Below are 21,448 nucleotides of genomic sequence, written 5' to 3' on the forward strand. Positions count from 1 at the left end.
CGATGCAACCCGTTGATCTGCCTGGAAAATTTCGGCATGGCCGCGGGCAGGTCCGTACCTGTGCATAACGCGGGATCATGGGCGTCGCGCAAATTCTGATATCGGGTTTCCCCGTAGAAGGGGCCGCCAAGCCACGCAGACCGGGATTCTGGCGAGGGCGGCGTGTGGGGCGGGGGCCGTTTCGAAAGCCACAATTGACGGGTCCGCAGGGGTGAATTTCCCGTTTAAGGATGTGAATCTTCGGTTACATTGCCTTACGCGCAGAATGACTCACCACGCGCCGCCCATGTGTCACCGGTCCCCATGTCACGTCCCAGAATTGCGGCTTTCGTGTTGTTGTTGTCGGCGCTTGGATTCCTCGCGGGGGTGCTGGCTGGACGCCAGATCGAGCTGAACCAGGCCGACGACAGGCTTGCCGGGCATAACGCCCGGTTGCTGGCGCACGCGCTGCGCGTGGCGCAGGAAAGCCATCGCCTCATGGCCGCGGCCACGCAGGGCGGCGCCCTGTGTTCGGAGTCGGACGTGGCGACCCTGCGCGTGCTGCTCTTTAATTCCACCTACATCCGCGACATCGGCCGCACGCTGGGCGGCATGCTGCGTTGCTCGGCCGCCTGGGGCAAGCTGCCCGAGCCGCTGGCCCTGCCGCCGCCGGCGTTCACGGTGTCCAGCGGACTGCAGCTCTGGGTGGGCGCGGCCAATATCGTCGACCGCCGCATCATCGGCGACATGGCTTCACTGCGCGACGTCATCGTGTTCACGGCGCCGGGCGCGTTCGACGGTTTTCCCGAACCGGGCTCGGGCATCGACGCCAAAATCGTGACGCGTGACGGCAGCCACGTGTACCGGCGCTTCGGCCGCGCGCACGATCTGGACGTGCCCGCCGATGGGGATGCCGGCGACGGTCTCGGCTTCGCGCCCGAGCGCCGCGCCTGGCTGTGCGCGCCGGATGGCGGCCCGGATATCTGCGTCGTGTCCCGGCTGCGGTCCGACGCCTGGTTCCAGCTTCCCGCGATGGTGATGTCGGTCGTCGGCGCCCTGGCGCTTGCCTTTCTGGCCGGCCTTTGCGTCATGTGGCGCCTGCACGCGGGCAGCGCCCGGACCGAGCTGCGCAAGGCCATCCTGGCCGGCGACATCCAGGTCCACTACCAGCCGCTGCGCCAGCTCGCCACGCGGCAACTGGCCGGCTTCGAGGCGCTTGCCCGTTGGCGCGCCCGCGGCCGCGACGTCTCGCCGATCCTGTTCGTGCCGCTGGCCGAGGCGATGGGACTGGGCCGCGCGCTGTCGCGGCTGGTGACGTCACAGGCGCTGCGCGATCTGCACGAACGCCTGCGGGACAACCCCGCGCTCTACGTCAGCATCAACGTGTCGGCGGCGGACCTGAAGGACGCGGGCTACCGCAACTTCCTGATGGACGCGGTCAGCGAGCGCGGTCTGATGCCCGCCAATGTGGCGCTGGAAATTACCGAGGGCACGCCGTTGTCCGACGGCCATGTGCTGGCGATGGTCAAGGCATTGCGCGGCAAGGGCTTCAAGGTATTCATCGACGATTTCGGCACGGGTCATTCAAACCTGAACTACCTGGCCGAACTGCAGGCCGACGCGATCAAGCTGGACCGCAGCTTCACCAGCGCCATCGGCGAGGAGGAAGCGGGCACCCTGATCGTGGACCACGTGATTGCCATCTCGCGCGAGCTGGGCATCAACCTCATCATTGAGGGCATCGAAACCGAAGCGCAGGCCAGCTATCTGCTTGCGCGCCAGCCCGCGGCGGTGGGCCAAGGCTGGCTGTTCGGCCGGCCGGTGCCCTTGAGCGACATCGTCGCCGAGTGACAGGCTGGCGGCAGGTTGTCGAATGTCTATTTTATTTTGCGCACAGCCGGCATAATCCGAAGCCCGTCCTAGCGCGCCACCGGCATTATCTTTACCGCACAAAATTATTAACGGGCGGTTTTACAGATAGAATGCCTGCGTTGTTTAACGGGTTAATTTGTTGTATCTGCCATGGGACTGGACCATACGCTTGTCGATAACCTGCTGCGCATCCTGCCGTATGTCGAGGATGAAGAGGCCGAAGCGATGGAGAGGGGCATGGGCATGGCGGAAATCCGAAACCGGCTCGCGACGCTGCTGAACCCCGCGCCGGGCGACAAGCAGATCCGCCGCACGCTGCTCAAGCTCGATTGCGTCGGCAGTGCGGGCGCCACCCGCGGCAAGCTCTGGTACCGCACCCTGCGGCGCACCGATTTCCACATCCAGAACATGAACGCCAACATGGCGATGGCCATGTGCGCGCTCAAGCAAGTGGCCGACCGCCACCTGCCGGCCGTCGTGCTGGACGACCTGGAAGGCACCTTCGACAGCGCGTGGCGATATCTGTAAACGCATCGCTCCCAGCCCGCGATCGGACCGGCGCATGATTGGGCGCGCAAGATCCTGCGTATCGACGGCACGCATCCCATCGTGCTGCCCACGGTGTCCGCCGAGGTCTACCGCCAGGTCAGCGGCGCGCTGTACTACAACCGCAAACTGTCATTTCGCAACACCCCCTTTGGCGAGAAGACGCCAGCCGAGCGCCTTTACGTGATGACGCCGCTGGCGATGGTCGACCGCGCGGGCGTGCTGTACATGGTGGCGTGGGGGCCGAGCCAGCCTGGCAGGCGATTCCTGTTCCGCATGGACAGGCTGTCCGAGGTGCGGCTGCTGGACGAGCCGGCCGATCCGGACCCCACGTTCGACCTGCAGGACTTCGTGCGCCGCGAGGAAGCCTTGAACTTCGATCCGGGCGAGGAAACCCGGATCCGCCTGCACGCCGCCGAACCCATGATGGACGACGGCCGCCGGCGCCGCCATTCTCTGCGCGAGTTCTGGCTGTCGGGCGATCAGCAGATCGAAGAGGACGAGCACGGTTTCATGCTGACGGCCACCGTGCGCCCATCCGTCATGCTGTGGCAATTGCTGCACGGCCACGCGTCCTCGATCGAGGTGCTGGAACCCGAAGCCATTCGCAACCGCTTTGCCCACGAGGCGCGCGAACTGGCGCGCCGTTACCTCTAGCCCGCTTCGCATCATCCGGGCCAGGCGCGCGCCAGCAGCAGCGGCAGCACCGTTTCGGCCGGACCCCTGATGCTGTGACTGGCCACGCGATCGAGCATCGTGGGGTTGGGATTGACTTGCACAAGCTGCGCGCCGTATCCCATCGCCTCGTAGCAGAGTTCGGCCGCCGCGGACGTCTGGCATGACGTGCCCGCCGTCAGGACCAGATCGGCGTTGGCTGCCAGTCCCTTGGCCACCCGCCACACCGCGGGCGCGGGGGCCTCGCCGTGCCACAGCCGGCCCGGGCGCACCAGGCCGCCGCAGATGCGGCAGGCGGGCGCGGGGGGATACGGCCCATGCCGCGCGGGCGCATCCGGCGGCGCCGTCAGCGTATGGGGCATGGCGCAGGCCGAACATCGCGGCTGGTCGAACCGGCCTTGCAGGTGCAGGATGCGCGGGCTGCCCGCGCGTTCGTGCAACGTGTCGCCGTTCTGCGTGACCACGAATGTGCCGGGCACGCGCTCGGCCAGCGCGGCAATCGCGCGGTGCGCCGCGTTGGGCGTGGCGGCCAGCGCCCGGCGCCGCCGTTCCTCGTGCCAGGCCCACACCAGCGCCGGATCCCTGCGGAATCCCTCGTCGGTGGCGAGCGCCGCGGCGTCGTAGCGGGCCCACAGCCCGCGCATGCCATCCCGGCTTTGCGGCAGACGGCTGGCGGGGTTCAGGCCCGATCCCGTCAGCACGACGACAAGGCGCGCGTCGCGCAACCGTTGCACGAGCGAATCGGGAATATCGAGTGTGCGAAGTTTCATGCGAGCCGCCCGTCAAATACCGTGCGATCAAGGCTGAAGATAATCGTATCGAACAAACCAGGCATGTCGCTTCCATTCTCTGAAACACAACGGATTATGAGAGCGTATTTGGACAAAAAGGGGTTGAATCACTCGGGACGGTATTTCAGCCGATTACTTGATTATGCGGCCGCATAATGGCCGCAGCTTCATTTGCTATTCTTGGCCTCCGCCATCGCACCGGCTCCTTCCCGCACCATGCAAAAAAACGGCGACCGCCTTTTGTTTTCCGCTTCCGACCTGGTGGCGTTCCTGGAATGCGAGCACCTCACCACGCTGGATCTGATCAATCTGGACGACCCGTTGCCGCAAGCAGAAGAGGACGAACAGCTCGAACTGATCCAGCAAAAAGGGTTGGACCACGAACGCGCGTATCTGGAACGCCTGCGCGCCAGCGGACGGCGGATCGTCGATGTGAGCGAGGCGGGCGACGGACTGGCCGCGCGTCTGGCCCGCACGCGCGAGGCAATGGCCGAGGGCGCCGACGTCATCTACCAGGCGGCGTTTCGTCACGGCCGGTATATCGGCCATGCCGACTTCCTGCAAAAGACCGGGCTCCCGTCGCGGCTGGGCGCCCACAGCTACGAGGCCAGCGACACCAAGCTGGCACGTTCGGCGCGCGCCAAATTCGCCATTCAGCTGTCGTTCTATTCGTGGCTGCTGGGCCTGGAGCAGGGCGCGGCGCCGCTGTACATGCATGTGGTGCTGGGCAGCGGCCGCGAGGTATCCCTGCGCGTGGCCGACTATGCGCATTATTTTCGCCAGGTCATGCGCCGTTTCGAGGCGCACGTGGACAAGCGTGGCGATGCGGCCACCTATCCCGACCCTTGCGAGAAATGCGCCCAGTGCCGCTGGGACCCGCTGTGCAGGGCGCGCCGCGTGCAGGACGATCATCTGTCGCTGGTCGCCAACATCACGCGGCAGCAGATCCGCAAGCTGAACGCCCAGGGCATCCGCACGCTGGCGCAGCTGGGCACGCTGGCGCCGGACGCCGCCGTGGCGCGCATGGAGCCCGCCATCCTGCACAAGCTGCGGGCGCAGGCGGCGCTGCAGTTGCGCGCCCGGATCGACGGGGGGCGTCACTGGGACCGCATCGCCAAAGACCCGGATGACGCCGCGCCGCGCGGTTTCGAACGCATGTCGCAGCCGGACCCGGGAGACATGTTCTTCGACATGGAAGGCGATCCGCTTGAGGAAGGCGGGCTGGAATATCTGTTTGGCCTGTACGTCATCGACGACGGGCAGGAGCGCTTCGTTCCTTTCTGGGCGCACAACCGCAGCGAAGAAAAGCAGGCGTTCGAAGCCTTCATCGACTTCGTGGTGGCGCGCCTGCACCGCCATCCCGAGGCGCACATCTACCACTACGCGCCCTACGAGGCGACGGCAATCAAGCGGCTGATGTCGGTTCACGCCACCCGCGAGGCCGAAGTCGACAACCTGCTGCGCATGAACAAGCTGGTGGACCTGTACCAGGTCGTGCGCGAAGGCGTGCGCGTGTCCGAGCCGGGCTATTCGATCAAGAATATCGAACACTTCTACCTGCCGCAGCGCGAGGGCGGCGTGACCAACGCCGGCGCCAGCATCGTCTATTACGAACGCTGGAAGCGCACGGGCGAGGCGCAATTGCTGCAGGACATTGCGGACTACAACCGCGACGATGTGCTGTCCACGTACAAGCTGCGCGACTGGCTGTGCGCGCTGCGTCCTGACGGCATGCCTTGGGCGAACCGCCGCGATGCGCAGGAAGCGATCGATGCCGCCAGGTTCCAGGTCGGCGAAAAGACTCAGGCCGAACTGCGTCTGGAGCCGTATCGCGCCGCGCTGCTCGGGCCCTTGCCGGCCGACGAAGCGGACTGGTCCGGCCGCGATCGCTATCGCGCGCTGGTCTACCAGTTGCTGGACTTTCACCGCCGCGAGCAGAAGCCCGAGTGGTGGGCGATGTTCGCCCGCATGCAGGCGACCGAGGCCGAGCTGGTGGAAGACAACGAATGCCTGGGCGGGCTGGTGCGCGACGACAGCGTGGCCCCCGAGCCCGTGGCGCAATCGCTGCGCTACACCTATCGCTTCCCCGCGCAGCAGACCAAGCTGCGCACCGGATCGGCCTGTACGGACGTGCGCGGCGGACCGGCCATCAGCCGGTTGACGGTCGACATGGGGGCCGGCGTGGCCACCTTCACTCTGTCGCGCAAGGCCGCGCCGCCGCAGCGCCTGTCGCTTGGGCCGGGCAGGCCGGTCAGCATCGACGAACTGGCCAATGCCATGTTCCGCTATGGCGATGCGCTGCTGGCGTCGGCCGATGGCGCCAGCACGCCGTTCCGGGCGGTGGACGCGCTGCTGCGGCATGAACCGCCGCGCATCGCCGGCGTGGCGCCCGGCGCCCCGCTGGCCGATCCGGGCACGAACCTGGTTGACCAGGTCGTGGACATCGTCGGCCGCATGGACGAGACCACGCTGTTCCTGCAGGGGCCGCCGGGGGCGGGCAAGACCTACACCGGGTCGCGCGTGCTGGTGCACTTGCTGCGCCAGGGCAAGCGCATCGCTGTCACGTCCAACAGCCACCATGCCATCAACAACCTGCTCGCCGGCCTGGAAAAGGCGGCGCGCGAGGCGGGGCTGGCGTTCACGGGCGCGAAGAAGTCGGGCAAGGAAGGCGACGATTCCTGTTTCAACGGCGAATTCATCGAAGACGTCTTTGCCAACGACAAGATCGACCTGTCGCGCCACCAGCTGGTGGCAGGCACGGCGTGGCTCTTTAGCCGGGCCGATTTTCAGCAGCAGTTCGATTACCTGTTCGTGGACGAGGCAGGCCAGGTCAGCCTGGCGAACCTGGTGGCGCTGGGCCAATGCGCGCGCAACATCGTGCTGCTGGGCGACCAGATGCAGCTGGGCCAGCCGACCAAGGGCACGCATCCCGGCCGCTCGGGCGAATCCACGCTGGAATACCTGCTGAACGGCCATGCCACCATCGCGGCCGATCGCGGCATCTTCCTGGACACCTCGTACCGCATGCACCCGGCGATCTGCGGTTTCATTTCGGACGCCATCTACGACGGCCGGCTGCGCGCCGCGGAATCGGCGGCCGGGCAGGGCCTGGTGCTGGGCGCGGACGCCGCGGACGCACTGGCCGCCAGCGGCATCCGGTACGTGCCGGTCGTGCACGAGGGCAATGCGCAGTCCAGCGACGAGGAAGCGCGCGAAGTCGCCGCGCTGTATGGCAGCCTGATGCGCCAGCGTTATCTGGACAAGACGGGCCGCGCGGTGCCCATCACGCCCGACGACGTGCTGGTGGTGGCGCCGTACAACGTGCAGGTCAATACGTTGCGGCAGGCGCTGCCCGAGGGCGCGCGGGTGGGCACCGTCGACAAGTTCCAGGGCCAGGAGGCGCAGGTGGTGATCATTTCCATGGCCACCTCCAGCGGCGAGACCATGCCGCGCGACATGGAATTCCTGTTCAGCAGGAACCGGCTGAATGTGGCGGTATCGCGGGCCAAGTCGCTGGCGATCCTGGTCGCCAGCCCCGCCTTGCTGTCCGTGCGATGCCAGACGCCCGAGCAGATGGCGCTGGTCAACACGCTGTGCTGGGTCGCCGAGGCCGGTCAGGCGGGGTAACGCGCCGGTCCAAGTGTCGGGGCTTGCCTGGGAAGGGCGGGCCTTGACGGCAGGGCAAACCGCCCAGCCGGCAGGGCCCGAACAGCGCGCGACGTCAGCCCCGGCGGGGCGCTTCGACAGGCGGCGTGCCGTGGTGGAAAAGAGACTTGAGCTGCGTGCGCAGTTCAGGCGAGTCAGCGTGCTTGTGCACCGTGGTGGCGTGCTGCACCGCGGCTTCGAGCAGTTCCTCGTCCGAGTCCGCAGACAAGGCCACCGAGCAGTTCATCTCGCTCGGATACTCGCGGCAATCGATGTACTTGCGTGTCATGAGGCTCTCCTTCTCGCATGTCCCGCAAAGGGGCTGCGTGTTGGAACAGCAGACGCGCCAGGCGCACTGCGCCGGCGCGATGGCGCGTCGCATCGCGGCCGGTGTCTAGGAAGTATAGGTCTGTGCCGGGCCGGTGTGCGTGTCGCCGTGCGACACGGGACGGCCCAGCAGATATCCCTGAAAGTGCGAGCAGCCTTCCGCCGTCAGCCGTTGCAACTGCTCCGGTGTTTCCACACCCTCGGCCGTCGTGGGGATGTCCAGGCTGCGGCCGATGCCATTGATGGCGCGGATGATGGCCAGCGCCTCGCGGCTGGATTCGACATCCTGCGTGAACGACTTGTCGATCTTGATCTTGTCGAACTCGAAGGTGCGCAGGTAGCCCAGCGACGAATAGCCGGTTCCAAAGTCGTCCAGCGCCACCTTGACGCCCAGCTCCTTCAGGCGGTGCAACGTATCCAGGTTGCCGGAAGAATTGGTGAGCAGCACCGATTCGGTGATCTCCAGTTCCAGGCGGCGGGCGGGCAAGCCGGATTTGGCGAGCGCCGATTCCACCAGCGACACCAGCGCGCCGTTGGTGAACTGGCTGGCAGACAAATTGACCGCCACGGTTTCGTGGTCGTCCCAGCGCGTGGCCTCCAGACACGCCTCGTGCAACGTGAACGCGCCCAGTTCGTGGATGAGCCCGGTTTCTTCCGCGATGGGAATGAAGTCCTGCGGCATGATGAGGCCCTTTTCCGGGTGCTGCCAGCGCATCAGCGCCTCGCGGCCCACGATGCGCACGTGGCTCACGTCCATGATGGGCTGGTAATACAACTGCAGCTGTTGCGAGATGATCGCCTGGCGCAGGTCCATCTCGACCTCGTGGCGCCGCAGCGCGGCCGCCTCCATGGCGGGCTCGAAGAACGCAAGGCAGTTGCGGCCATTGCGCTTGGCCTCGTACAGCGCCATGTCCGCATAGCGCAGCAGGTGGTCGGCCGACAGCGACTGCGACTCGGAGATCGCGATGCCGATGCTCACGCTGACGGGAACCGTGTGGCCGGCGATCTCGAAGGGTTGGCGCACGGCCTCGATCAGGCGCTCGGCCAGCTTGCGCACGTCGTCCTGTTCCGCGATGTTGGGCAGCACGATGGCGAATTCGTCGCCGCCCAGGCGCGCCAGCGTGTCCTGTTCGCGCAGGTGCCGCGGCAGGCGCTTGGCCAGCAGGCGCAGCAGTTCGTCGCCGGATTGATGGCCCAGCGTGTCGTTCACGCTCTTGAAGTTGTCCAGGTCCAGGCACAGCACGGCGGTCGACCGGTCGCGGCTCGACCCCAGCGCGCTCAGCAGCCGGTCGCGGAACAGCCGGCGGTTGGGCATGCCCGTCAGCGTGTCGTGGTGCGCCATGTAGCGCACCTGTGCGTGGGCGGCGTTCTCGTCGGTGACGTCGTCCGCGATGAGCAGGACATAGCGGGAACGCGGGTCCGTGCTGTGAAAGGCCAGGGTCTTGGTGTGCAACGTGCGCGGCCCGCGCGCCGTGGCCAACTCCTCTTCCTCTTCGCGCATGGCGCCGTCCGAACGCAGCGCGTCGTTGGTCAGGCGGTCGAAGAACGCGCACACCAGCTCGGGCAGGCATTGCTGCGCGGTCTTGCCTTTCAGGCCGCCAGGGCTGCCGCCAAAGGTCTCTTCGGCCTGCCGGTTCGCCAGCAGGAACTGGCGCGACACCGCATCCAGCACCAGCACGCAGGAGGGGATGTGCGACACCACCGCCTGCAGGAACGTCGACATGGACGTGAGCTCGCTGTTGTAGTGCTCGGCCAGTTGCTTGGCTTTGAGCAGCTGCTGTTCGCGTTCGCGCCGCTCGGTGTTGTCGCGCGTGACCTTGGCAAAGCCGATCAGCGTGCCCGTATCGTCATGGATGGCATCGATGACGACGTGCGCCCAGAACAGCGTGCCGTCCTTGCGCACGCGCCAGCCCTCGGCTTCGAACTTGCCGGATTCCCGCGCGGTGGCCAGGCCGCGCTGCGGCACGCCACGCGTCCGGTCTTCCTCGGTATAGAAGCAGGAAAAGTGCCGGCCGACGATTTCGTCGGCGGTGTAGCCCTTGGCGCGTTGCGCGCCGGCGTTCCAGTTGGCGACCGTGCCATCCGGGTTGAGCATGTAGATGGCGTAGTCGACGACGCCTTGCACCAGATGGCGGTACATGACGTCGGAATTGGCGAAGTTCATGGGATGCGGCGGGCTTTGCGCACACGGGCCGCGTTGCGGCAACGCGCGTGGGCGGATCTGCCCTGAAAGAATGGGAGTGGTGACTAGATTTACGTCGTGAGGGCGCCAGTATTAACCGCGCTGTCACCAAAAAGAACAATCAATCGAATTTTGGCGCTCAATCTCATTTCATTGCATCGCCGCGCGATCAGAATTTGACGCGTTGCTTGAGCGCCTGCGCGATCATCGGAACGTCGATGTCCTTGCCTGGGTGCTTCAGGCAGAAGTCGTGCAGCACCGCGATGTAGGCATTGCCCAGCAGCTTGGTGATGGCGCCGGCCGTGGTGGCCGCGATGGTGCCGCCCACCGCGCTGCCTGCGCCCGGGATGAACTTCAGCATGCCCGACACCACCGAGCGCCCGATGAGCGTGGCGGCCGAGGCGCCCAGCGTGGACGTGACCAGCGTGGTGATCGCGGTGGTGTTCAGTTCCATGCCGAAGGTGATGCCGATCTTGGCGATCATGCCGACCTGGATCGGCACCAGCGCAAAGGCGTCCGAGAACGGAATGGGCGCGGCGGCGGCCGATGCGGCCAGGCCCGCGGCCACGTTCACCTCGATCTCAGCCCGCTTTTTTTTTACTTCCAGGGCCTTCTTGTTGCGCGTGGATAGCGCGTTGGCATAGGCGCGCTGCTGGGCCTCGGGCACGTGCTCGGCCGTCACCTCGATCAGCCGGTCCAGCCCCATGGGTGGCAATTCGGCGTCCAGTTCCTCGATCCATTCGGGCAGTGCGCGGACCGCTACAACCTGCCGGGCGCGGGGCAGCAGTTTGCGGGCCTCTTCCAGGAAGGGACTGTTCTTGCGCGCCTTGGTCAGCACGGCAACGACAGGGATGCCGGCCTTGTCCAGCATGTCGCACAGTTCGATTTCCGCGTCCTCGACGCGGTGGCTGCTGTCCTGGATGCAGAGCCAGGCCACATGCAGGTGCCGGTCCTGGTCGTCCGACGCCGACCGCTCTTCGATCAGTTCGGCAAGCTGTTCGCGCGAGCGCGCGTAGTCGGCGACTTCCAGCCCGCGGGTATCGATGATGGTGAGCGGATGCCCCGGCCGGGTGAATTCCTGAATGGTCTGGGTGACCGGCTTGCCCGCGCCCGTCCTGGCCAGATCGCCGCGGAACACGGCGTTGATCAGTGTGCTCTTGCCGACGCCCGTCTTGCCGGCGACCAGGATGTTGACACGCCCGGCGCCGCGCGTGGCAGTGCTGATCGCATCGGCGATGGCGTCTTGCAGGTCGGGGTGGTCGGGGCGGATGGCGCTCATCAAAGGGGGCGTGGCAGGCTAGGGAAGATGCCGGAACGATATCAGAGGATGACTTCTTTGGCGCAAAACGTAATCGGGTGAAAACGCCTCGTCTGTCTGGGGGACACCGTTGGCAGGACGCCGCGAGAGGCGCCGGAGGGCGTGTCCTCACGGACGGACGGGCGGTTTTCCATATGATGAAAGTCAGGCGCCGGTCCCCGAAGGATCACGCAAATTCGGGGGCGGATTGTTCGCCTCATCAAAGGGTTACATCTCACATAATCCCCTCGCGATTTTGGGCAGTGCGCTTCGTAGAATCAGGCCGTTGTCAGGCTACGCCGCGGTACCCGCGCAATCCACATGCCCCGTCTTGCGCTCGTTCCCCGCTTGCTGCGCTCTCGACCCCTTACCAAGGGCCTGCGCTACCTGTATCGCGTCACGCGGTCCAAGGCGCATCGCCACAACGAGACGCTCTGGCCGTTTGTCACGGTGCGGCGCGATGGCCCCGACCGCCTGACCGGCTGCAACCTGCATGGGGTGCGCGGGCCGGCAACTGTTTCACTGGACCAATTGCCACGCGGCCTCGGCGGCGATGCCCATCTGATTCTCAGCGGCCCATCGGTCGCGCAGATCGATTACGCGCAATGCCGTATGCGGACCGTCATGGGCGTGAACGGCTCGATCGCCTTGCGCGCCCGGCATCCGGCGCTGCGCTTTCATTACTACGCCATGCTGGACGCTGGATTCGTCAAGAAGCGCCGCGACCTCGTGGCGCAGGTGCTGGACCAGGATCTGGTGCTTTTCGTGACGCCGGAGGTGTACCGCTGGATCGCATTGCTGTTCGACCATCGGGCTGTTCGCTGCCGCATCGCGCTTTTCGAGGAAGTGCATCAGCGCGCCCAGCAGCCGCGCGCATCGCCGCAGGCGCTGCAGGCGCAGTTGGCCGGCGACCCGGAACTGGTGCTGTTCGATGCGCATCATCCGATGCACGCCCATGGCTTCAGCCTGAACGCGGCACGCGGCCTGTTCGGCGGCGGCACGGTGGCCTACACGTCCCTGCAATTGCTGGCGTGGCTGGGCGCCCGGACGGTGTTTCTGCATGGGCTGGACCTGACGGCCACCGCAGGCCCGCGCTTCTACGAACAAGCCGGCGCACAACTGCCCACCGCGCTGGACCGCCAGTTTGCCGGCCACATCGAGCCGGCGTTCCGGCAGGCCGCCAAGCTGCTGCGCGCGCGCGGCATCCAGGTCTACAACCTGTCGCTGCTCAGCCGGCTGGGCGACGACATTTTTGAAAAGCGGCATTGGAGCTGTCTGCTCGACCCCGCCACGCAACCGCCGACGAGACCCGAATCATGAAGATCCTCTATACCAATTTCCACCAGGGCGATGGCGGCGGGCACACGACCTACGTCATGTCGCTGGCGCGCATCCTGTGTCAGAAATCGCAGGTCATGGTCGGTGCGCCGCGCAAGAGCCGGCTGCTGGCCGAGGCCGAGGCCCTGCCGGGCCTGCGCACCATCGATCTCGAATTCAAGGGCACGCTGGCCGAACAGCTGTCTGCGCTGCGCCGCCTGCGCAACCTGGTGCGCCAGGAACAGTTCGACGTCATCCACGTCAATGGCTCGGCCGATCACCGCTTGTGCATGCTGGCGACATTGGGGATGGGAAACAAGCGCCCCTTCATCGTCTACACGCAGCACAACGACCGCAGCGCCAGCAGCCTGGGCGCGCGCCTGCGCGCCAAGTGGGCCACCAATCGCGTCATCTGCGTGTGCAGCCACACGTTCCGGCGCATGAAGCAGTCGGTGTTTCGCGATGAAGATCTGCGCGTGGTGCACAACGGGGTCGATACCGAGAAGTACCGCCCGGCCTGCCGCACCGAAAAGGCCGAGGCGCGCGCGCGCTTCCTGCCGCCGGCCTTGCGCAACCGGCTGGTCGTCGGCAGCAACGCCGGCACTGCGGACTACAAGAGCTGGATCGACATGGTGGCCGCCGTGTCCTTGCTGCCCGCCGCGCAGCGCGAGCAGGTCGCCATCCTGATTGCCGGCGCGATGCCGGGCGACGACATGCTCGACCAGGTGGCCGCGCTGGGTATGCAGGATCAGGTGGTCTTCACCGGGTTGCTCGACAATGTGGAGCCGGTGCTGGCGGCGCTGGACGTGGGCTTTGTGCTGTCGTCCCGGCTGGAGACGATTTCGTTCGCCTGCCGCGAGATGATGGCCGCGGGCAAGCCGGTCATTGTGACCCGCGTGGGCGGCCTGCCGGAGAACGTGACCGAGGGCCGCAACGGCTGGGTGGTGCCGCCCGGGTCCCCGGAGTCGGTGGCCCGGACGCTGTCGGACATCATGGCCAACCGCGGCGTGCTGCACGCCATGGGCGTGGATGCGCGCAGCACGGCGCTCAAGGAGTTTTCGCTGGCGACCTTCGTCGGCAATACCGAACGCGTCTACCGCGAGAACGCCTACGTCAGTAGTGGATCACCGTCCGGATCGACTTTCCTTCGTGCATCAGATCGAACGCTTCGTTGATCCGGTCCAGGGGCAGCGTGTGGGTGACGAACGGGTCGAGATCGATCTTGCCGCTCATGGCGTCTTCCACCATTCCGGGCAGTTGCGTGCGGCCCTTGACGCCGCCGAACGCTGAACCGCGCCACACGCGGCCCGTCACCAGCTGGAACGGGCGGGTGCTGATTTCCTGGCCCGCGCCCGCCACGCCGATGATGATGCTTTCGCCCCAGCCCTTGTGGCAGCATTCCAGCGCGGCGCGCATCACGTGCACGTTGCCGATGCACTCGAACGAGAAGTCCACGCCGCCGTCGGTCAGTTCGACGATGACTTCCTGGATGGGCTTGTCGTAGTCCTTGGGGTTGATGCAGTCGGTGGCGCCCATGGCGCTGGCCAGCACGAACTTGTTCGGGTTGGTGTCCACCGCGATGATGCGGCCGGCCTTGGCCTGGACCGCGCCCTGGATGACCGCCAGGCCGATGCCGCCCAGTCCGAACACGGCGACCGTGTCGCCTTCCTTGACCTTGGCGGTGTTGTGCACCGCACCGATGCCGGTCGTCACGCCGCAGCCCAGCAGGCAGACCTTTTCATGCGGCGCGGCCGGGTTGATCTTGGCCAGCGAGATCTCATTGACGACGGTGTATTCGCTGAACGTCGAGCAGCCCATGTAGTGATAAAGCGGCTTGCCTTCGTAGCTGAAGCGCGAGGTGCCGTCCGGCATGACGCCCTTGCCCTGCGTGGCGCGCACCTTCTGGCACAGGTTGGTCTTGCCCGACAGGCAGAATTTGCATTCGCGGCATTCGGCCGTGTAGAGCGGAATGACGTGGTCGCCGGGTTTCAGCGAGGTCACGCCTTCGCCCACTTCCACCACCACGCCCGCGCCTTCATGGCCCAGCACGGCGGGGAACAGGCCTTCGGGATCGTCGCCGCTCAGCGTGAAGGCGTCGGTATGGCAGACGCCGGTGTGCGTGATCTGGACCAGCACCTCGCCGCGCTGCGGGGGCGCGACATCGATCTCAACGATTTCCAGCGGCTTGCCGGGGCCGAATGCGACTGCTGCGCGTGATTTCATAACGATGCTCCACGTAGAGGGGGTTATTTCAGATAGGAACGGACGATGCGCATAAGGTCATCGATCTGCGATTCGGTCTCGGGCCTGGGGTCCGTTGGACTTCCCTGAGCAGACTGCAGGAACGTTTCCCGCAGATGACTCTCCAGCACTTCGGCCATCAGGCCGTTCGTGGCGCCGCGCAGCGCCGCCAGCTGCTGCAGCAGCGCGCCGCATTCCGTGCCTTCGTTCACCGCGCGTTCCAATGCTAACGCCTGCCCCTGGATGCGGCGCAGGCGGGTGACAACGCGTTTCTTTTCTTCTGGGGAGTGCGGCACGGCAAGCTCCGATTCGATACAGGGGGGGAGTATACGGATTCCGGCGGCGCGCGTCCAGGCCCGCGCAGCCGGGCGGGCAGCCGGCGGGGGCGTGCGACCTATAATTTCGCGTGATTCATTTCGCGTGTTTCATTTCGCGTGTTTCCACCGGACCCCTACAGGACTTATCCAAGGCCATGAATTTCCCTGATGTGCGGCTGTACCGGGCCGAGGACCATCCCCGCATGCCGTGGCGCAATGGCGGGGGCACAACCCAGGAGGTCGCCTGCAACCCCGGGGGCCATACGGCGTCGTTCGACTGGCGGCTGTCGCTGGCCGACGTGGCGCAGGACGGCGGCTTTTCCGCCTTTGGCGGTTTCCAGCGCATCATCACCGTACTGGAAGGGCGCGGCATTGAACTGACGGTGGACGGCAATCGCCAGGCGCCGCTGGGCCCGCGCACGGCGTATGCGTTTTCGGGCGATGCGCAGGTGGACTGCCGCCTGCTGGACGGCCCGATCCGCGACTTCAACCTGATCTATGCGCCCGACCGGTGGCACGCCCGCCTGCAATGGGTGCGGGGCGCGGATCCGTGGGTATTTCACAGCAGCGCGCGCAGCGTGCTGATCCTGAATGCCGGCGGCGTCATGGCGGTCGAGCTGGACGGTGCGCAGCACCGGCTGGCGTCGCGCTATGACTGCCTGCACGTCGAAGGGCAGGCGGGGCTGGCACGGTATTGCCTGACCGCGCAGGCGGACCTTGACGCCTGCGTGATCGAACTGTCGCCGCGCGCGGGCGGACGTTGAGGCTTTCCGCGCGGGCTTCCCGAGGCCCCGCGCGCCGCAGGCGCCGTCTCCCCGCGATGTGAGGGATCAGGGCCTACCGGCGGTCAGGCGGGACACTACGCCGGCAACAGCGCCGGCTGGGCGTAGGAATGGGCCGGGGCCTGGACGGCGCCCTGTTCCTGCGCGGGCAGGCGGAATGTGCTGACCGCCGCCTGCAACCGCTGCGCCTGCGTCTCCAGCGACGAGGCCGCAGCCGCAGCTTGCTCGACCAACGCGGCGTTCTGCTGCGTCACCTGGTCCATCTGCGTGACGGCGGTGTTGACCTGGTCGATGCCCGTCACCTGCTCGTTGGATGCGGTGGCGATGTCGTTCACCAGCATCGTCAGCTGTTCGATGGTCTCCAGGATTTCCGTCATCGTCAGGCCCGCCGCCTCGACCTGCGCCGAGCCGGCCTGCACGGTCGCGCCCGAGGCGTCCAGCAATTGCTTGATCTCCTTGGCGGCGCCGGCGCTGCGCTGCGCCAGCGACCGGACCTCGGCAGCCACCACGGCAAAGCCCTTGCCTTCCTCGCCGGCTCGGGCCGCTTCCACTGCCGCGTTCAGGGCCAGGATGTTGGTCTGGAACGCAATGCCGTCGATCACGCCGACGATGTCCTCGATGCGGCTCGAATCCTGCGCGATCTTGCGCATCGTGCTGACCGCGGCCTGCACGGCGTCGCCGCCGCGCTGCACCACGTCTGAGGCGGTGGCGGCCATCTCGTTGGCCATGCGGGCATTTTCGGCATTGCTGGTCACGGTGGACAGCAACTGCTCCATGCTGGCCGCGGTTTCCTCCAGCGACGCCGCCTGCTGCTCGGTGCGGCTGGACAGGTCATGGTTGCCGGCGGCGATCTCGCTGGAGCCCGTGTTGATCCCGACCACGCCATCGCGCACGGTATGCACGGTGCGCACCAGGCTTGCCTGCATCTCCTGAAGGAAAGGAATAATCTGGCCCACGCAGTTCTTGCCGAACGACGGAATCGGCGTGGTCAGGTCGCCGCCCGCGATGCGCTGGAAATGACCCTTGAGCGAATCCAGAGGACGCTTCACGAAATGTACGACATAGCGGTCGCCCAGGATCAGCAGCAGCAGACAGATGCCAAGGACCACGCCCATGCCGATATAGGCCTGGCGGCGATTGGCGTCGGCGTCCGCCCACAGCTGGACTTCACGGGCCTTGGCGTAGGCCTCGTAATCCTCCATGCTCTTGCCGAAGCTGCGGCTGGCGGTCACGACCGGTCCGGCCGCATGCGCGCGCGCCTTGTCCACGGCGCCGGCGTCCAGATGCTGGCGTTGCACGTCAATGCCGTTGACCAGGGCGTCAAAGCCCGAGCGCATGGCGTCCAGCAGCGCCGTGGGCGCGTCCCGGCGGGCCAGTTCGATGAACTGCGCCTGATGCTTTTTCGCTTCGGTCAGCGCGGTGTCGATGCTGCGGCCTTCCGCCGCCACCAGGTCCTTCTGGCCGCCGGCAACATACTCCAGCTGGCGCGACAGCCGCAGCCGGGCGCGCATGACCTGGTCGTTGACGCGCGAAAGCGCGGATACCTCTTGCAGTAGTTCGTTGCTGGCTGCGAGCGCTTCGCCCGCGCTACGCAGCCCATTGACGCTGATGGCCGACAGGCCGGCAATGAAAAGGCTGATCACGAGCAAGGTGCCCAGGATCATGCGGCGGATGGTGATGTCTTTCAGAAACTGTGTCATACGCGTCGTCCCAAAGGTGCAGCAAGCCTGCTTAAGGACAACGACGTGGCCAGGTCCTTATTTAGCCGGATGTTGCACATCTTACGAATATGTCGATGCGATGGGCGAATATATCGACACGAACGGCAACAATGTTGCGTTTTGGAGCAGGCGCGGGCGCGGGACGTCCCCTGTGGACCCGTCAGCGCGAGGCAGGCGTCTGCGCCGGTTCGCTTGCGTCGAACCGCAGCCGGGCAAAGCTGGCGATGCAAGCCAACCCGGCGCACAAGGCGCCCAGCCACAACGCCGCGATGGCGCCGTGCGTGGTGGACACGTTGAAACACGCGGCCACCATCGCCGCGCCGGATGCCTGGCCCAGCAGGCGCACGGTTCCGATCATGCCGCTGGCGCCGCCGGCGCGCGACGCGGGTGCGGAGGTCATGATGGCCCGCAGGTTGGGCGACTGAAAAAAGCCAAAGCCCGCGCCGCAGATTGCCATGCGCCACGAGATGTCCAGCACGGACGGGTCGGCCGGCATCAGCGCCAGCAACGCCATGCCCAGCGCCAGCATCGCCAGTCCCACGCCACCCAGCATGCCGGCCGGGTAGCTATCCGAAAGCCGGCCCGCGATGGGCGCCATGAAAGCCACCACGACGGGCCACGGCGTGATCAGAAAGCCGGTCTGGACCTGGCTGTAGCCCAGCACCGTCTGGAACAGGAACGGCAACGACACGAAGGCCAGCGCCTGCGCGGCAAACGCGCACACGGCCGTGGCGGCGGACAGGGCAAAAAGGGGACGGCGCAGCAGGTCCACGGCCAGGATGGGCGCGGGATGGCCGGCCTGACGCCGCATCAGCAGCCACAAACTGGCCGCCGCCACGGCGCCTTCAAGCGCCACGCGCGGCCACGGCGCGCCGTGGGCAAGTTCATTCGTGGCCAGGACAAGCAGGCCCAGCGTCAGGGCGCACAGCACCGCGGCCATGCCGTCGAACCCGTGATCGGATCGCGTGGTGTCCGGCAGCCCGCGCAGGGCCAGCGCACCGGCCAGGATGCCGATGGGGAAATTGACCAGAAACAGCCAGTGCCATGAGCCGAGCAGCAGGATGGCCGACGCCACGGTCGGCCCGCCCGCAAACGACAGGCCGACGACCATGGCGTTCAGGCCCAGTCCGCGGCCCAGCATGTGCGAGGGGTAGATAAAGCGCAGCAGCGCGCCGTTCACGCTCATCACCCCCGCCGCGCCCAGGCCTTGCAGGATGCGGGTGGCCACCAGCACGGGCAGCGATGGCGCCAGGCCGCTTGCCAAAGATGCCAGCGTGAAGACCGCGAGGCCGACGATGTAGACGCGCCGGTGACCCAGGATCTCGCCCAGCGCGGCCGCCGGCAGCAGGCCGGCCACCATCGCAAGCTGGTAGCCGCTGATGACCCAGATGGAACCCGCCTCGCTGGCCTGCAGGTCTCGCGCGATGGTGGGCAACGCGGTATTGGCGATGGCCGTGTCCAGACTGGCCATGCAGACCGCCAGCATGACGGCCACGAGGGCGCCCAGGCGTTCGGCGGCGGGCAGGCCGACGCCGGCCGGATAGACGGTGCTGCGGGAGAACGAGAGCATGGATGGGCTGCGCTGCGAGGGCCTCCGGGCGGAGCGCCTGGAGTCGTAGGGACAGATTCTAATGCGGGGTGCGTTTTGACCGGGGGGCGCACCCGCCGCGCCGCCGTCAGGACTCCACCGGCGCCGGGCGCGGCTTGACCGGCCAGAACAGCGCCGCGGGCCGCCGCAGGATGCGGCGTCGCACGCCGGCCGTGAGGGAGGTGCGATCGTCGCGGCGCATGTCGCGCGAGGCCATCGCCACGTTGAAGGCCAGCGCAAAGCTGACGATGACGTTCAGGGCGCCGGTCGCCACCGTGCCGGCCACGGCCATCCAGAACACCTGCGTATGCACCACATCCCAGCCCAGCGTGGCGAGCGCGGCGGCGATCTGGCCGGCGCTGAGCGACACGTGGCGCACCTCCAGTGTCGATCCCAGCGCACTGACGAAGACTGGCAGCAGGCCCAGCATCAGCCCCAGCGAGACGTTGGCGGCGATCAGGGACACGTTGCGCTGCCAGAAGCCGGCCCAGCGCACTGCGCCCCGCGCGCCAAGCAACTGCCGGGTGCGGCGGCCATACGCCATCACGTCGTGCACGCGGTGCAGCGCAAACCAGTTGTCGGCCCATCCGGCGATCAGGCTGGACAGCCAGATCAGCGCGCCGGTCACCGCGGCGTAAAGCGGCGTCGGTCCCCAGAAAGACAGAGACTGCAGCGTGTCCTGCGCCTTGTCGGCGTCGATGAGCGGCTGTTCCAGCATCCGCATGGCCAGCCATTGGATTGCCCAGGCAAGCGGAAACACCACGGCCAGGTTGCCCGCAATCGCGGCCGCGTTCGAACGCACCATCGCCAGCGTGTCGTCGACGAAGGCGTCGCGGCCGTCGGGCGTGTAGGCCGCGTCCAGCCGGCGGGCCAGCGCCGGTCCCGTCATGGCTGGCTGTTTGGTCGCCAGCGTGAAATGCGCGAACTGGATCACCAGAAAGCTGCCCGCGTAGTTCAACGCGTTCAACAGGCCTTCCAGCCACTTCTCCAGATGCGCCGACGTGATGATGAACTTGACGTAGACGGTGAACGCGACGACAAAGCCGCCGCCCATGGCGGCCTTGAGCATATCCATGTATTCCAGCGTGTCGCGGGCGATGTAGTGTTCACCGGTTTCCGCGCTGCGGTCCATCACGCGGCGCGCCAGCTGGGCGAGCGATGAGGCCGCCAGATGGCGGATGCTGCTGCGCGCCAGCGTGCAACGGATCAGCTCGGCCATCAGGTGCACGTAGCGATGGCGCTGCGTGGGGTCGATCCAGACGCTCAGCAGCAGCTCGATACGCGCCAGGCGCAGCTTCATGCACTCGATCTGGTAGACCACGTCCACCGCCACGCCATTGCGCTTGAGTTCTTCGTAGACCGCATCTCCCGCCGCGCGGCATTCGTCCAGCAGCGCGCGCAGCACATTAAGGCGCTGGCCCACGGCCTCGCGCGGCGTGTCCGGCGTGCTGGCAAAGAGATCGGCGGCCGCATCCGACAGCGCAAAGAACGGGGTGTCTTCCACGCGGCCCGGCAGGCGCGAGCGGATGTCCTGGCTGAGACCGGCCGCGCGGACCTGACTGATGAGCACCTGCATGCTGCTGGTCAGTGCATGCGTCAGGCGCCGGGCAAGCGCGTCGGGCGTGGGGGCGGCGGGCGCGTCCGAGTCGTGCGCAGCGGCGCCTTCGTCCCGGTGCATCAGCGTGCGCACGCGGGCCAGTGTCGCGTCGTCCAGCGACTCGATCCATTGCGCGTCGCCGGCGCGGCGAAACAGCAGGGTGAACAACCCGTCCATGTCGCCGCGGTTGGCGGGCGGGGGCAGCATCCAGTCCACGATGCGGCGCCACAATTCGCCCCAGAAGCCCGGCTGCGATGCGACGCCCGTGTCACACAGCAGTGTGGTGGGATCGTTGTCCACCAGCACCGACCGCAACGTGGCTGCCGTGCGCGCGGCCACGGCGGGATTGTTTTCCAGCACCTGCAGCAGGTAGCGCAGCCGCGCGTGGCGGGGATCCCCCCCATCCTGCCGCGCTGGTGCGCCGCCCGGCCGGTTCAGCCAGCGGCCCAGGTCGATGAGCCACAGATTGCGCTCGGCCAGCGGCGACTGCGGATCGGCATTGGCCAGGATGACGTCGAGCTGCGCCCCGCCCCGCGAAGCCCGCCAATTGCGCCACAAAGAAGTCAGCATG

Annotated in this window: 16 protein-coding genes; 7 read left to right on the plus strand and 9 right to left on the minus strand. The window is 66.8% G+C overall.

Annotation, left to right across the window (positions count from 1 at the left end):
* Positions 1 to 303 precede the first annotated feature (303 nt).
* From H4P35_RS01450 to H4P35_RS01460, 3 genes are all read left to right on the plus strand, one after another.
* Positions 304 to 1,830 (plus strand): EAL domain-containing protein, encoded by a 1,527-nt coding sequence (locus tag H4P35_RS01450; protein WP_226847775.1) that lies wholly within the window; start codon positions 304 to 306, stop codon positions 1,828 to 1,830.
* 171 nt (positions 1,831 to 2,001) lie between these two features.
* Positions 2,002 to 2,379 (plus strand): hypothetical protein, encoded by a 378-nt coding sequence (locus H4P35_RS01455; protein ID WP_226847776.1) that lies wholly within the window; start codon positions 2,002 to 2,004, stop codon positions 2,377 to 2,379.
* A gap of 81 nt (positions 2,380 to 2,460) precedes the next feature.
* Positions 2,461 to 3,054: a YafY family protein gene (locus tag H4P35_RS01460; protein WP_226847777.1), complete on the plus strand. Its 594-nt coding sequence runs from the start codon at positions 2,461 to 2,463 to the stop codon at positions 3,052 to 3,054.
* 11 nt (positions 3,055 to 3,065) lie between these two features.
* Here H4P35_RS01460 and H4P35_RS01465 read toward each other — a convergent pair whose 3' ends face one another.
* On the minus strand, positions 3,066 to 3,842 hold the full coding sequence (locus tag H4P35_RS01465) for a Sir2 family NAD-dependent protein deacetylase (protein WP_226847778.1): 777 nt from the start codon (positions 3,840 to 3,842) through the stop codon (positions 3,066 to 3,068).
* Between the two features lie 261 nt (positions 3,843 to 4,103).
* Here H4P35_RS01465 and H4P35_RS01470 point away from each other — a divergent pair, with 261 nt between their 5' ends.
* Entirely contained in the window at positions 4,104 to 7,490 is a 3,387-nt protein-coding gene (locus H4P35_RS01470) for a TM0106 family RecB-like putative nuclease (RefSeq protein WP_226847779.1), read from the plus strand.
* A gap of 94 nt (positions 7,491 to 7,584) precedes the next feature.
* Here H4P35_RS01470 and H4P35_RS01475 read toward each other — a convergent pair whose 3' ends face one another.
* From H4P35_RS01475 to H4P35_RS01485, 3 genes are all read right to left on the minus strand, one after another.
* Positions 7,585 to 7,797, minus strand: a complete 213-nt coding sequence (locus H4P35_RS01475) for a DUF1059 domain-containing protein (RefSeq protein ID WP_056319388.1) — start codon at positions 7,795 to 7,797, stop codon at positions 7,585 to 7,587.
* Positions 7,798 to 7,902: 105 nt separating this feature from the next.
* Positions 7,903 to 9,999: a bifunctional diguanylate cyclase/phosphodiesterase gene (locus H4P35_RS01480; protein ID WP_226847780.1), complete on the minus strand. Its 2,097-nt coding sequence runs from the start codon at positions 9,997 to 9,999 to the stop codon at positions 7,903 to 7,905.
* A gap of 187 nt (positions 10,000 to 10,186) precedes the next feature.
* A complete protein-coding gene (locus tag H4P35_RS01485) occupies positions 10,187 to 11,296 on the minus strand; it encodes a YcjF family protein (protein ID WP_056319383.1) in 1,110 nt (369 codons plus the stop codon).
* 339 nt (positions 11,297 to 11,635) lie between these two features.
* Here H4P35_RS01485 and H4P35_RS01490 point away from each other — a divergent pair, with 339 nt between their 5' ends.
* Complete coding sequence (locus H4P35_RS01490) at positions 11,636 to 12,634, plus strand: hypothetical protein (RefSeq protein ID WP_226847781.1); 999 nt, start codon at positions 11,636 to 11,638, stop codon at positions 12,632 to 12,634.
* Positions 12,631 to 13,806: a glycosyltransferase gene (locus H4P35_RS01495; RefSeq protein ID WP_226847782.1), complete on the plus strand. Its 1,176-nt coding sequence runs from the start codon at positions 12,631 to 12,633 to the stop codon at positions 13,804 to 13,806. Before H4P35_RS01490 ends, H4P35_RS01495 begins: the two co-directional genes overlap by 4 nt.
* Here H4P35_RS01495 and H4P35_RS01500 read toward each other — a convergent pair.
* Both H4P35_RS01500 and H4P35_RS01505 read right to left on the minus strand, forming a co-directional pair.
* Positions 13,745 to 14,854: an S-(hydroxymethyl)glutathione dehydrogenase/class III alcohol dehydrogenase gene (locus tag H4P35_RS01500; protein WP_056319378.1), complete on the minus strand. Its 1,110-nt coding sequence runs from the start codon at positions 14,852 to 14,854 to the stop codon at positions 13,745 to 13,747. The two genes, H4P35_RS01495 and H4P35_RS01500, sit on opposite strands and share 62 nt — an antisense overlap.
* 23 nt (positions 14,855 to 14,877) lie before the next feature.
* On the minus strand, positions 14,878 to 15,168 hold the full coding sequence (locus H4P35_RS01505; RefSeq protein WP_056319375.1) for a metal-sensing transcriptional repressor: 291 nt from the start codon (positions 15,166 to 15,168) through the stop codon (positions 14,878 to 14,880).
* A gap of 176 nt (positions 15,169 to 15,344) precedes the next feature.
* Between H4P35_RS01505 and H4P35_RS01510 the strand changes: the two genes are divergently transcribed.
* Positions 15,345 to 15,953 carry a HutD family protein gene (locus tag H4P35_RS01510; RefSeq protein ID WP_175156420.1) on the plus strand — a complete coding sequence of 203 codons (609 nt, stop codon included), beginning with the start codon at positions 15,345 to 15,347 and terminating at the stop codon, positions 15,951 to 15,953.
* Between the two features lie 95 nt (positions 15,954 to 16,048).
* On the opposite strand, the gene H4P35_RS01515 is transcribed toward H4P35_RS01510, so the two are convergent.
* From H4P35_RS01515 to H4P35_RS01525, 3 genes are all read right to left on the minus strand, one after another.
* Positions 16,049 to 17,671 carry a methyl-accepting chemotaxis protein gene (locus H4P35_RS01515; protein WP_226847783.1) on the minus strand — a complete coding sequence of 541 codons (1,623 nt, stop codon included), beginning with the start codon at positions 17,669 to 17,671 and terminating at the stop codon, positions 16,049 to 16,051.
* A gap of 181 nt (positions 17,672 to 17,852) precedes the next feature.
* The gene (locus tag H4P35_RS01520) at positions 17,853 to 19,262 is read right to left on the minus strand and encodes an MFS transporter (protein WP_226847784.1); all 1,410 of its coding nucleotides are present in this window, start codon (positions 19,260 to 19,262) and stop codon (positions 17,853 to 17,855) included.
* A 106-nt stretch (positions 19,263 to 19,368) separates the two neighbouring features.
* Positions 19,369 to 21,447 carry a site-specific recombinase gene (locus H4P35_RS01525; protein WP_226847785.1) on the minus strand — a complete coding sequence of 693 codons (2,079 nt, stop codon included), beginning with the start codon at positions 21,445 to 21,447 and terminating at the stop codon, positions 19,369 to 19,371.
* Between the last annotated feature and the right edge of the window lies 1 nt (position 21,448).

It is taken from the genome of Achromobacter sp. 77, assembly GCF_020541125.1.
GTDB lineage: Bacteria > Pseudomonadota > Gammaproteobacteria > Burkholderiales > Burkholderiaceae_B > Achromobacter > Achromobacter mucicolens.

Excerpts from the sequence above, each read along its gene's own strand:
- H4P35_RS01480 (WP_226847780.1), bottom strand. The coding sequence starts at position 9,999 with ATGAACTTCGCCAATTCCGACGTCATGTACCGCCATCTGGTGCAAGGC.
- H4P35_RS01475 (WP_056319388.1), bottom strand. The coding sequence starts at position 7,797 with ATGACACGCAAGTACATCGATTGCCGCGAGTATCCGAGCGAGATGAAC.
- H4P35_RS01485 (WP_056319383.1), bottom strand. The coding sequence starts at position 11,296 with ATGAGCGCCATCCGCCCCGACCACCCCGACCTGCAAGACGCCATCGCC.
- H4P35_RS01510 (WP_175156420.1), top strand. The coding sequence starts at position 15,345 with ATGAATTTCCCTGATGTGCGGCTGTACCGGGCCGAGGACCATCCCCGC.
- H4P35_RS01525 (WP_226847785.1), bottom strand. The coding sequence starts at position 21,447 with ATGCTGACTTCTTTGTGGCGCAATTGGCGGGCTTCGCGGGGCGGGGCG.
- H4P35_RS01520 (WP_226847784.1), bottom strand. The coding sequence starts at position 19,262 with ATGCTCTCGTTCTCCCGCAGCACCGTCTATCCGGCCGGCGTCGGCCTG.
- H4P35_RS01490 (WP_226847781.1), top strand. The coding sequence starts at position 11,636 with ATGCCCCGTCTTGCGCTCGTTCCCCGCTTGCTGCGCTCTCGACCCCTT.
- H4P35_RS01455 (WP_226847776.1), top strand. The coding sequence starts at position 2,002 with ATGGGACTGGACCATACGCTTGTCGATAACCTGCTGCGCATCCTGCCG.
- H4P35_RS01495 (WP_226847782.1), top strand. The coding sequence starts at position 12,631 with ATGAAGATCCTCTATACCAATTTCCACCAGGGCGATGGCGGCGGGCAC.
- H4P35_RS01515 (WP_226847783.1), bottom strand. The coding sequence starts at position 17,671 with ATGACACAGTTTCTGAAAGACATCACCATCCGCCGCATGATCCTGGGC.
- H4P35_RS01465 (WP_226847778.1), bottom strand. The coding sequence starts at position 3,842 with ATGAAACTTCGCACACTCGATATTCCCGATTCGCTCGTGCAACGGTTG.
- H4P35_RS01450 (WP_226847775.1), top strand. The coding sequence starts at position 304 with ATGTCACGTCCCAGAATTGCGGCTTTCGTGTTGTTGTTGTCGGCGCTT.
- H4P35_RS01500 (WP_056319378.1), bottom strand. The coding sequence starts at position 14,854 with ATGAAATCACGCGCAGCAGTCGCATTCGGCCCCGGCAAGCCGCTGGAA.